This is a genomic window from Longitalea arenae (genome assembly GCF_016924755.1).
Lineage (GTDB): Bacteria > Bacteroidota > Bacteroidia > Chitinophagales > Chitinophagaceae > Niastella > Niastella arenae.
The window spans coordinates 978603-991450 of record NZ_JAFFJX010000001.1; the positions used below are offsets into that span (position 1 = coordinate 978603).

The following is a 12848-nucleotide window of genomic DNA, read 5'->3' on the forward strand; positions in this document are numbered from 1 at the left end:
CTTACCGCCCCCAATTACCTCCTAACCAGCCGCTAAGTTTCACTGGTGGGGATAAATACAACGAAACCTATCCCACGCAATAAAACATCATACTCAGAAGTGCCGAATTCAAGACCGCTTACAATAACAGCCCAACGTTTCCCCCATATTTCCCGATTTCGTAACCCCAGTACGCGCTGACTGGCACGGTTTTGCGTGTCCCTTCGACCTAACTACTTTTTGAAGAAACTATGAAACGCACTATCTACTCTTTTTTCGTTCTGTTACTTGTTGCAACATCATTGTTTAGTTACGCGACCGACTACTATGTTGATCCTTCTTCCAGCGGTAAAAACCTGGGCACCTACAACGATCCCTGGCACAACATTCGCGACATTCCATGGTCTGTTAACTATTTTCAACCGGGCGATGTCGTTTACTTCCGGCGAGGGCAACAATACTGGGGCACCTTGTCAATCAATAGCAGCGGCAGGGAAGGGGCGCCCATAACGTTCATGCCCTATGGTGAGGGCGCGGCTCCTCTCTTTAAGTACAGCCCCTGGGACTTTACCGAGCCATTGGTCCAAAACCGCGTGTTTATCAGGCTGAATCAATGTAATTACATCGTTATCGATGGTTTTGAACTTACCGATCATTCCATCCGCGATTATGATCGCTACACCTCCGCCAACGTGGGCTATGGTATCTATATTTATAAAGGTCACGGTAATGGCGGCTCGCATAATGTCATTAAAAATTGCACCATCTCGCGATTAGGTGCAGGGGTCAATATCGACGGCGGCAGCTTCAATACCGTCACCAATTGCTCGATCCGCAACCTGCGCATGATCATCAATACTTCCTATCAAATGTGGGACGATTTCGGCGCAGTGGGCATCGTAGTCGGCGGGTCTAACAATTCCATCACACACAATCAGATTCACGACTGTTGGAGCAACAGCTACGATTATAAGCTCGACGGGGGCGCTATTGAAATGTTCGGTGAGGTGTCCAACAACAAAATATTGTACAACACCGCCAGCGACAACATCGGCTTTATGGAATTCGGCAGCGGTTGGGGGGCTCATGCGTTCAATAACCTGGTTGGCTATAACCTGCTTGTGAACAACGGGCATGTATTCTGGATCAACTCCAGCAGCGTCTTTCACCAGGACGTTCGTAACCTGCAGTTTGTCAATAATAATGTCGTTGAAACAAAAGCGCCGCGGCTGCCTGATGTGCATAACCTCATCGGTATTATGTCTACGCCATGGGTACCGAATGTGCTTACCATGAAGAATAATATTTTCTGGATCAACACGTCTTCCAATATCACCGATCCGACGACGAAACCTTTTAACGGCCCGCAGTTGATCCATCAGAGCAATATCTTTCATCTGAATGGCGGCAGCCTTGGCTACGATCCGGATTATTCCGAACAAAAACTTCCCAACGATGTAGAGGTGTTTGCCAATAGTTATTCATCCGATCCGCTTACCTGGAACTATGATCTGCGGCCAACTGCTGCTGCCGTCAACTGGGGTCAATGGACCGGGATAGAAAAAGACTTCTGGGGTAAGCCGGTGCCGCAGAGCGGTGTTCCTGATGCGGGTATTTCCGAGAGCCATTCAAACATCACCCCCGCCCGCGTATCCATCGCTTCAACCGGTCCGGTTATTGTTGAGAACCGCGAGCAGACGGGCGCCCTCACCGTTTCGCCCAACCCCGCACAGGATCATATCTACCTGAAATTGCCGGGCAATAACTTCCTGAACAAGGAGGTATTACTCGTGAATATGGCCGGCGCAGTGCTCCAAAAGCAACGGCTAAACGATGCGGGCGGCCAGGTAAAGCTGAACGTTAGCATGTTGCCCCGCGGTACTTTTGCGGTCAAGCTGATCGACACCAAAACCGGTCAGTCGCAAAGCACTTCATTTATAAAATAGATGAGCGGCATACTGCCTTTCATTAATAAACAAGACCGCCTTTGGCGGTTTTGTCGTTTTTATGCTATGCCAGATCATTATCCACAATCTATTTGAACTCCTAAGCATTCCCCCTCCAAGCCCGCTAAGTAGTTTCGTGTATTGAAGACATTTAACGTTATCGATCATTCCCAATGGCATAATTTTTTCGACCCTCTCACTACGCAATTAAGCGCCTGATTTAATCATACATACTCTATGAAAAACGTGAGAGTCCAATTGCTCATGCTGCTCCTCATTGCAGCTTCTTTTTCCGTGTCCGGCAAAGCCTATTTCGTAGATCCCTCCTCCTGGGGATCCAACCAGGGAACCTGGTTTGACCCCTGGAAGTCTATCTGGGATATCCCCCAAAACGTTGGTTATTTTCAGCCGGGTGATTCTATCTTCTTCAAAAGCGGTCACGAGTACATGGGTACCTTATCTATCAATAGCAGTGGCCGCGAAGGCGCACCCATCGTTTTAATGCCTTACGGCGAAGGAAAAACACCGGTCTTTAAATACAATGCCGGGCACTTTACCGATCCCATGATCTACAACCGCGTCATGATCCGCCTCAACCAATGTAATTACATTGTTATCGATGGTTTCGAACTAACCGACTATACCATCCGTGACTACGATCGTTACTCCTCTGCTAATGTGGGTTACGGGGTGTATATCTACAAAGGCTCGCATAATATTGTGAAGAATTGTAAGGTATCGCGCCTGGGCTCGGGTGTTTGTATCGACGGTGGCAGCTATAACACCGTTACTCATTGCGACATCCGCAACCTGCGCATGATCATCAATACACCTAATGATCCCTGGGACGACTTCGGCGCCATGGGCATCATGGTCGGCGGCTCCCATAATAACATTACCTATAACCAGATCCACGATTGCTGGGCCAACAGTTACGACTATAAGATCGATGGCGGCGCTGTTGAAATGTATGGTCCCGTTTGTAACAACCGGATCCTGTACAATACCTGCAGCGAAAACCTCGGTTTCATGGAGTTTGGCAGCGGCTCGGGTGGGCAGGCACTCAATAATGTCGTGGGCTACAATCTGCTCGTGAATAACGGCCATATATTCTGGATCAATTCCAGCAGTATCTATAGCCTCGATGTGCGGAACCTGCAGTTCCTCAACAACAATATCGTTGAAACGCATGCGCCGCGCATCCCGGAGGTGAGGAACCTCATCGGCATCATGAATACGCCCACCGTTGCAAATGTGCTTACCATGAAGAACAATATCTTCTGGCTTACCACGGGTCAAAATATCACGGATCCGCATTGGCAGCCTTTTAATGGCCCGCAGTTGATCCACCAGAACAATCTGTTCCACCTCAGCGGCGGCAGCCTCGGCTATCCTATGGATTGGTCTGAACAAATGCTTTCTGCCGGTGCATCACCTTTCACTGATATCAGTTCTTATGATCCCCTTTCCTGGAATTATGACCTGCGGCCCTGGTCCGTCGCCGTGAATTTTGGTCAATACATCGGTATCGATAAAGACTTCTTCGGTAAATCCGTTCCCTTAAGCGGCGCTCCGGATGTTGGCATTGCTGAGAACATACTTGGTGCGCAACACCTGGAAATTGTATCCACCCGGGCCTATGAAGCTGCTGACGGAAATGTCGTTGAGTGGGAAACCAATAACGAATCGGCGAATCATTTTGAGCTCCAGAAAAGCACCGACGGCAAGGCCTTTACTACCGTTGCCACCATTCCCAACAAAACGGATGCAGTTGCTGCGCTTAAATTCCATTTTACCGATAATGCGAAAAAGGGCAACGTCTTCTATTACCGGGTGAAAGCGGTGGAAAGGGACAAAAAAGAATTGTATTCTAAAGTAGTTACTATCAAAAACAACCAGCCGGCCGGCAGCCTCAGCGTTTTCCCCAATCCCGCACAGGATCATGTGTACCTGAAATTGCCAGGATTCGATTTTCTAAATAAAGAGATCCAGATCGTTAATATGGCCGGTGTTGTATTGAAAAAGCAGGTGCTGAATGAGGCCGGCAGCCAGGTCAAACTCGACATCAGCAGCCTGCCCAAAGGCGCATTTGCTATAAAAATGATCGATAGTAAAACCGGTCAAAGCCAAAGCTCACTGTTTACAAAATAGGAGAGATTGCTTTGCTTCTCCTTCTACAGTTCTAAAGAAAAGAGGCTGTCTCCTATGTTTGTGAAACATGGGGGCGGCCTCTTTCATTTTCAGTTCCTAAGGCGGGTTTATCTAAACAGCTGTATAACTAAAAGGGTTGCCTTTTTAGGAATAAGAACTGGTCAGGTTGTTTTTAGGTGTATGGCGACAGGTGAAAGATTATCGGTTGTATGTAAAAGCAATCCTCTTACTTTTATCCTATTATGTAACGCATCTTACTTGCCCGGACGAACAGCGCCTTTCTCCGCCCCATAATTAAAGATCACGCTTTGCTCCGCTTCAGCATCCACCTGGATGCCTTTTGACCGGTCTCCATTGATACTGTAAAATTGTTTGGGTGTTCTTAATGCGGTCACCTTCCTGAACGAAAGATCCCGGCTGTTCTCCACATTGATCAGGGCATTCGCAGTATCGCATAACAAGGCCACATTGACCAGGCTCACATCCTGCGCTTCGATCAGCTCTGGGCCCCGTCGGCTTTTGATCACCACATCTCTGAGATGAATATCCCTGATGCTCATCTCGGGCAGGCCGCGAATGAGCATGGCTCTGTCTGCCCCTTCACACACTATATTATCAATATAGAACTTACGGAACTGGGGCGTGCCTTGATTCACCGGTGGGATCTCCACCTTGCCATTGGTCTGCGCCAAACCCGGCGCCTTGGTAAAATAATACATATCGAAGGAAATGGCATCGTGCTGGATGTCGCGCATGTTGATGTTACGGATATGGATATTCTCCACAACACCGCCGCGACCCCGCTGGGTCTTAAATCGCAGGCCAATATCGGTGCCAATAAAGGTGCAGTCGCTGACAAAGATATCATGCGCCCCGCCGCTCATCTCACTGCCGATCACAAAGCCGCCATGTCCGCGGTAAACCACATTATTGCGGATGATCATATACTGCGAAGCCTTGCCTACCTTACGGCCCTCTTCATCCTTACCGCTTTTAACGCAAATACCGTCATCCCCGCAATCGAAAGTGCTGTTCTTTACTTCTACATAGGAACAGGATTCAAGATCGAGCCCATCGCCATTTTGCGCATAGGATGGATTGCGCACCTTGATGCCGTCCACCGTCAGGTTCTCACAATAAATAGGATGCAAACACCAGCAGGGTGAATTCTGGAAGGTGGTTCCCTGCAACAATACTTTCCGGCAATTCATCAACACCACCATATTGGGCCGCAGCACATCTTTGATGGGTTCGTAGTCGGCCACCGTTTTGCCAATGAAGCCGCGGTTCTGTTCCCCCTGGCGATAGCCTTCCGAAGGGTACCAGCTCCTGCCATCGGCGCTTAACACACCGCCCGAGGCTACCAGTTTTTTCCAGTCGTTTTCCGTCAACTTATCTTTCTTTACCATGCGCCAGCCATCGCCATTTCCGTCAATAACGCCTTCGCCTGTGATAGCTATATTTTCCAGGTCACGGCCAGCAATGGGCGGCTGGTTGCGAACGGTCTTTTTTCCTTCAAAATTCGTCTCTACTAATTTGTACTGGCTCTTATCGCCCGTGAATTGCAACAAGGCTGATCTGCTCACATGCAGGTTCACGTTGCTTTGCAATTCGATGGGGCCGGTGAGCCAAATGCCCTGCGGGATGTACACTACGCCGCCGCCTTTTTTGCTGCAGCTGCTGATGGCTTTGTTGATGGCTTCCGTATTCAGCGTAATGCCATCGGGCTTCGCCCCAAAGCGTATGATGTTAAAGGTATCCTTCTTAAACACAGGCACCTGGATCCTGGGCAAATTCGCCCAGGAATAGGGGGCTGATTGTGCATGGGTGATCATACTCGCACTGGTCAGTAAAGCCAGTAATAATGTCTGGTTCAGTTTCATTGGTAATGTCTGCGTTTAGTCTGCTGTTTAATATGTCCATCTGGGATCGCCAATCGCTCCGCCGGAACTGCTTACCGTGCGTAAGACCGAATTGGCGGGTAAGGTGAAATCGGTGGTGGTGCTCGTCCAACCAAGATCAATGGCATTGTTGCCCACCATCGTAATATTCGTTGCGGGGAATGTCAGGGGCGCCGGTGTTGCGGCCCCATTCATAAGGTTAAACGTGTTGTTATTGCTGAAGGTAATAGCCGTTCCTGCACCGCTTGCATTCATGGCTTCCGTTCTTACGGCGCCGCCCGGCCGCGGTATATTGGCCACAATACTGTTGGTGATATTGCATTTGACCGGATTGCTGCCGGCGTTCAGCAGCACATTCAAATTACCTGCGCCAAAATTATTCAGGGTGCAATTGTCAAAGCTAATGTTGGGTGCTGTTGTAAGCACGGTGGAAGCGGTGAGTAATTGCCGTCCTATATTGTAAAAAGTCGATTTGCTTACCTGCATGGTATTAAATGCCAGCTTGTCGAGGTGGAAACAGGTATAGTTAAGCGCTGCGCCAATATCATAGACCAGGGTGTTCTTTATAATGATCTGGTTCATGCTATAATCGCCTGCAGCTGCCCCGCGATTGGCCCGCATAAAACTGGTGGTGGCGGCATGCACCACACAATTGCTGATATTTACCTGCGTATAAGCACATTTTTCTGCGTCGGCCAGCACGCCCGTCAGATTTATAAAGTAACCTGCATTGGCTGCCGTTCCATCCAGTTCGATGCCCTCGAGGTTAAGGCCTGCGCCATTGCCGCGCAGGGTAAATTCCCTGAAATTTATTTTGGTGTCAGCCGGATTATTAGAGATCGATTTAATCGTGATCGTTTTTTGCACCAGGTTGAAATTAATTCCGTTGGCATTGTAGGTGCCGGGGTTCAAACCAATAATGGCTTTATCCGCAGCCGCCGTGATTGCTGTTGCCAGGTCATCACCGGGATTCAATACAGTGGTGTACACGGTTGGCACCGGGGTTCTGAAGACCAGGAAGCCCTTGCTCTTGCTGCCCTGCCAGATCTCGGCGACATAGGTGGTATCGGCGAGCAACCCGCTTATTTGTTTAACGCCGCTGCTGAGCTCGGCCGGAGTAAGTGTATACTTCACCGGTGTTCCTTTGTTCAATCCTATCGAGAGGGTCGTGAATCCGGCATTCGGTCGCCAGCGTAAGGTAACTGCATTTTCATTCAGCTCTACATCGCGAATGGGGTGGAACCATTGTTCACCGGTGATGGAAAAAGCGCTGCTTCTTTCCCATTTCGATTCAGGTTGGTTCTCATAAGCATCGGCTTTTACCCGCACGAAATATTTTGTGCGCAATTGCAGTTTTTCAGCGGTAACGACAATATTGGTGGTATCCGTGGTCACTGCAAATTCTGAAGTGGCAAATGTTGAATCCTGCGAGAACTCTGCGGTATAGGAAAGGGGTAATCCCCTGGCCAGGATGGGCGCGGTCCAGCTAACCGTGGCCGTGGTATCGCCTGTTTTTACCGAAATGCCCTGGGGTTTGAATAAGCGCGGTGTTTCAAGCCCATCGTTGTAATCATTCTTCTTACAAGAGATGGAATAAACAGCCACTGTCAACAGCAGCCATGTTAATATATTGATAGTAATACGGTTCATGTTGTTGCGTTTAATAACCAAAGTTTTGTACGGTATTGGTGTTCTGTAACAGAATGGTCTGATGAAAAGGGAACACTTCACTCTTGTTCGGCTCGAAATAAGTGGCAAAACCGCTGCTCTTGCCGGTAATATATTCTTCGTTGATGGAAGCACGCCAGTTCTTGGTGGTCCAGCCGCCGGCAGGAGGCGTTGAAGTGCCTAAACCAGGTTGGAACAAAACGGCATTTGGCGAACCGCCATAGGTGTCGAGGGTGGCAAACTCCTGCTGCGATTCAATCACATTGTAAACGGCCGGCTTTACATACACATATTTCGGCACATTGGCATAGGGGCCTTCACCATTCATCAACTGGCGCAGCTTTACGCGGGTCTCTTTAAACTTGGCATCCATCAGATTCCAGCGAATGAGGTCATATTTGCGAATGGCTTCGCCGCCAAATTCCAGCAAACGTTCTTTTACAATCGCATCAAAGAAGGCAGTATAGTCGGTTGGTATCGCCGGAATGCGGCCTTCATTGCCTTTGAAGGCGCGTTTCCTTACTTCCAGCAATGCTTGCTGTGCTTCTGCGGACGGGCCTCCATTCAATTCATTATCGGCTTCGGCAAACATCAACAGGATATCTGCAAAGCGCAGCACCGGCCAGTTCACCGCCAGGGTTTGCGTGGTGCCCACCATGTTCGTCCACGACCTTCTGAACTTGGCATCGGTCATATTATTAAGTGTGTTTAACACCTTTTTACTGCTGTCATTGATCTCATAAGAACCAATGGTCACGTCGCGGCGTACATCGCCCAGTTGATCAAACTCATAGAAGTAAGTAGCAATACACATTTCGCCGCCACCGCCACCGCCAAAGCGGGAAGAGCTGTTGATGCGGATGCCATTGTAATACCCTAGCTTGGTATCGGTACGCGCACCGGCGCCATAAGCGCCCACTTCGAACATCAGTTCATTGGCAGGGTCATTGCGGGTGGCGCTGTGCAATGATTTGAAAATATTTTCATAACTGGGGTTCAGGTCATGCTGGTCGCGGCGGGCCATAATTTCCTTACATTCATCATAGGCGATCTTCAGGTAGTCTTTATAATTATCGCTGCGCAGCATGGTATGTGATTCTTTGTCCATCATATACCCGCCCCGGAACATCGCAACACGGGCACGCAATCCTTTAATAGCGCCTTTGCTCAGCCGCGTATTGGGAAAAGCCGATTCCTTGATCCAGGGAACCAATGTGGCTGCTTCTTTCAGATCATCGAGTAAATGCTCCAAGATTGCTGTGCCCGGGGTCACCGGCACATCGAGCATCGTTTGCCGGGAAGATGGTTCCCATTGGGCCACCACACTGCCCCAGTTCTTAACCAATGTAAAGTAGAACCAGGCGCGCAAAGCCAGGGCTTCGCCCAGATATTGATCCATTTGTTGCTTGCCGGCCGATCCTTCCACCGACAGCGGTGAATTGCGAATACCATGGATACAAATATTTGCTCTTTCAATACCGGCATAGAGCTGGGTGAAGCCGTTCAACAATTCGCCATTTTCTTTATTGGCGCCGTACATGCTTACGCCTCTCCGGTCCTGCGCACTATAACTGCCCGAGGTCTTAAAATCATCGGCCGATAAGGCCCAGATGGTGCCTTCCTTCGTGGCCCCATTGTCGCCGCACATTTGATTGTACACACCGATGATGGCGGAATTGGTATAGGATGTGCTTTTGAAAGCGGCTTCCTGGGAAACGGTAGACGGGTTCTCGATCTCCAGGTATTTTTTACAGGAGCTTGCACTAAGCAGGGCCAGGGTTATGGCAAAGAATCCGGCCAGGGGCTTATTATTATGGACTGTCATGATAATCTCTTTTTAATCGTTAAAAACTTACATCGATACCTGCGAGCATATAGCGGCTGCGGGGATAAGCTGCATAATCAACACCCGGGGTAAGCGGGTTGCTGCGGCGGGTATTGGCTTCGGGGTCATAACCGGTGTAGCGGGTAAAAGTGTGCAGGTTGTTCACCGTTGCGTATACCCTGACACGGGAGAAGACCTTTGTGCGTTTCAATATTTGCTGTGGAATGGAATAGCCCAGGGTGATATTGCTTACGCGCAGGAAGGATCCATCCTCAATAGCATAAGAAGTGAGAATGTATTGTCCGCCGGGCGGCGTCCAGAAATGGGTATTTGCGTTCATAGCTTCCAGTTTCGCCGGGTCAGTCACTTTCACGCCATTCTCATCGAACCATTTCCAGCGGTCTTTTACCACTTCCAGACTGTTGTTGTCTTTATACAGGTATTGACCGGTAAACTCCGTCTTATTCGCATTATAGGTTTCATTGCCCAGCGAGAAATTTACAAATATGCTGGCATCAAAATTCTTCCAGGCAAACTGGTTATTCAAACCGCCGGCCACCACCGGGAAGGCATTGCCCAGGATGGTTCTATCTGATTCGGTTATATTATCACCACCTACATCAGATAACTTTTTCAATTTCATATCACCGGGTTGCGGCGCCCTGTTGCCGAGCGCAATGTCTTTTGCATTGGCAATACCCGGTTTCAAGGTATAGGTGTAGGTGTTGTTCGATGTATTATGCACTATATCGAAATCACTGAGCTCATAGCGGCCGTCACTTACATAGCCGTAGAACTGACCAACAGAACCACCCACTTCAGCCAGGAAATCATTGCCATTGATGCCGCCTGATGCTACGGTGTAAGAACTCTTCGGCACGCCATATTGATCAAGCCCGAGGCTTTCGATCTTGTTCTTGTTATGCGAGATATTGAAGTTGATGCCATAGCTGAAATCTTTGGTGCTGATGATCCTGGCGGCCAATTGCAATTCAATGCCTTTGTTGCTTGTTTTGCCAATGTTTTGCAACTGCGAGCCATAGCCCGATGTTGTGGGGATCTGCGCCGTTAACAAGAGGTCTTTGGTATTGTTGCTGTAATAATCCAGGGTGACATTCAGCCGGTTGTTGAAGAGGTCGATATCCAAACCCAGGTTGCGGCTGATGGTGGTTTCCCATTTAATATTCGGATTGGCCAGCGTACTGGATGCAAACCCGGGGGTAACCGCTTCAGTAACGGCATAGCCGAAATTACTGCTGGCGCCGAATAAGGTTTTATACAGGTCGATGCCAATACGGTTATTGCCGCCGGCGCCATAACTGGCCCTGAACTTTAAACTGTTCATCCAGGGTAGATCCAGCGCGGTAAAGAAGGGTTCGTCGCTGATACGCCAGGCCACTTGCGCCGATGGGAAGACGGCATAGCGGTTATGTGGTGCGAATAAACTGGAACCATCGCGCCGCACAATGAACGAGGCCATGTATTTGTCCTGGTAATTATAGGAAGCTCTTCCAAACAAGGAGAACAAACGTGTAGCAACTTCGGAAGTCGTGGGCGGGTCCTGCACGGCGCCGGTGGGTGGTTGTGCTTTCTGGATACCGGCAAATGCTTCATCGGCGGTAATATCAACGGGCAACCATTTTACGGTTGAACCGAAATTTCGGCCATTGCTTTGGTTGATCTCTTGTCCGGCCAGCAGGGTAAAGTGGTGATCCTTCTTTATTTTAAAGTCATAGGAAATGGTATTGGTATTGGTGATGGTAAGTGTAGCACTGTTCGACAGCTCAACCACCGGCATATTGGCGTTTTGTCGCGCTACGCCGGTAATGGCGCTGCTGAACTGGTCGGTACGTCTTTCTGTATTGGTGATACCAAAAACAGTTCTTACGACCAGTCCGGGAATGACAGCGTATTGCGCATTACCGCTGGTAATGATCTGGTTGTTATAATCATTTTTGGTCACCGCATGTGCATCGAGCACGGGGCCGGTGAGATTGGTGAGATTGGCATAGTCAGGATCGAATTCATCGATGGTCTCCTGCAGGCCGGGTCCTTCGAAAGGCCGGTAGCGAACGGCATTGCGTAAGCGGTTATTGCTTTGGGAACCGGTGCTGGAGGTACCGGCGCCCCATACTTTCATGCGGCTGTAGCGCGCATTGAAGCCGAAGCGAAATTTCTCAGAACCGGTATGGTCATAGCGGAAGGCGGCAAAGACGCGTTTGGCGCCAGAGTTCAACATGATGCCGTCTTCCTTATAATTATTGAGGGTGAAATTGAAGTTTGAATTTTTGGTGCCGCCGTTCAGGTTCAGGTTTTCCGTATGTGATAAGGCGTTCCGACCAAAGACCCGCTCCTGCCAGTCGGCAAAAGGAACATTCTTATAAATCTCCAGGTCTTCAAAAGTGCCATAGGCCTTGGTAAAGGCGTCTTTGGTTTGCTGGTCGGTATTGTTATTGTACAGCTGGTACTGGTACATCACATAATCATAGGGTTTCATTACTTCCAGCTTGTTCACGATATTACGGATACCGGCAAAACTGCTGAGGGAGGCAGTGGTGCGGCCGGTCTTCCCGCTTTTTGTGGTAATAAGCACCACGCCATTAGCGCCGCGGGCGCCATAAACGGCTGTAGACGCCACGTCTTTCAATACATCGATGCTTTGAATTTCCTGGGGTGAAATGACGGACAGCGCATTTTCTACCTGGATACCATCTACGATGTAGAGGGGCGAGTTGTCCTGCGTAATGGAGCCGCCGCCGCGTACCCTAATCGTGATGTCGGCGCCGGGTTTTCCTTCCGATGTAACGACTGATACACCTGCGAGTTTACCAGCCAGCGCTTCTGCAGCGGTCGCTACGGGAAAATCTTTCAGGTCTTTGCTGCCTACGGAGGAAACGGCGCCGGTCACCGCATTTTTGGAAACGGTGCCATAACCGATGTTCACGACAACTACTTCATCCAGCGACTTATTGTCTTCCTGGGTGAGGGTGATCGCAATCTCTTTTTGGTCAGTGACCACATACTCCAGCTTCTTATAACCTACATAGCTGGCGACCAATATTGTTTTTCCGTCGCCGGGAATACTGATCTTAAACTGGCCTTTGCCGTCGGTGAGGGAATAAATTTTAGTGCCTTTAATAAGGATGGTGGCGCCAACCAGTTCTTCGCGGTTGGTACCCACCACTTTTCCGCTGACGGTGCGGGTTTGTGACCATACGGATGGGGTCAGGAGCAAACACAGCAGTGTTTGAATGACAAGCTTTCTCATCGTTAGTTAGATTGTTCAGTCCAAACATACGGGTTGGTGCTGTGGAGGAGGTCCTGGAATTGACCGAAAAGGTTCATTTTTTGGTGAAGGCTTGTGCTGGTTGCATGTAT

Annotated in this window: 6 protein-coding genes; 2 read left to right on the forward strand and 4 right to left on the reverse strand. The window is 49.3% G+C overall.

Going from position 1 to position 12848, the window contains the following annotated elements:
• Positions 1-230: 230 nt before the first annotated feature.
• A complete protein-coding gene (locus tag JT717_RS04180; RefSeq protein ID WP_205508915.1) occupies positions 231-1925 on the forward strand; it encodes a T9SS type A sorting domain-containing protein in 1695 nt (564 codons plus the stop codon).
• 237 nt (positions 1926-2162) lie between these two features.
• Positions 2163-4076, forward strand: coding sequence for a T9SS type A sorting domain-containing protein (locus JT717_RS04185; RefSeq protein WP_205508916.1), 1914 nt, complete (start codon positions 2163-2165; stop codon positions 4074-4076).
• 254 nt (positions 4077-4330) lie between these two features.
• Here the strand turns inward: JT717_RS04185 and JT717_RS04190 are convergent, their stop codons facing one another.
• Genes JT717_RS04190 through JT717_RS04205 form a run of 4 tightly spaced genes read right to left on the reverse strand, consistent with a single transcriptional unit; the run spans position 4331 to position 12738 of the window.
• On the reverse strand, positions 4331-5959 hold the full coding sequence (locus JT717_RS04190; RefSeq protein ID WP_240347802.1) for a glycoside hydrolase family 28 protein: 1629 nt from the start codon (positions 5957-5959) through the stop codon (positions 4331-4333).
• Positions 5960-5986: 27 nt separating this feature from the next.
• Positions 5987-7627 (reverse strand): fibronectin type III domain-containing protein, encoded by a 1641-nt coding sequence (locus JT717_RS04195; protein WP_205508917.1) that lies wholly within the window; start codon positions 7625-7627, stop codon positions 5987-5989.
• Positions 7628-7637: 10 nt separating this feature from the next.
• Positions 7638-9470, reverse strand: coding sequence for a RagB/SusD family nutrient uptake outer membrane protein (locus tag JT717_RS04200; RefSeq protein ID WP_205508918.1), 1833 nt, complete (start codon positions 9468-9470; stop codon positions 7638-7640).
• 19 nt (positions 9471-9489) lie between these two features.
• Positions 9490-12738: a SusC/RagA family TonB-linked outer membrane protein gene (locus JT717_RS04205; protein WP_205508919.1), complete on the reverse strand. Its 3249-nt coding sequence runs from the start codon at positions 12736-12738 to the stop codon at positions 9490-9492.
• Positions 12739-12848 lie beyond the last annotated feature (110 nt).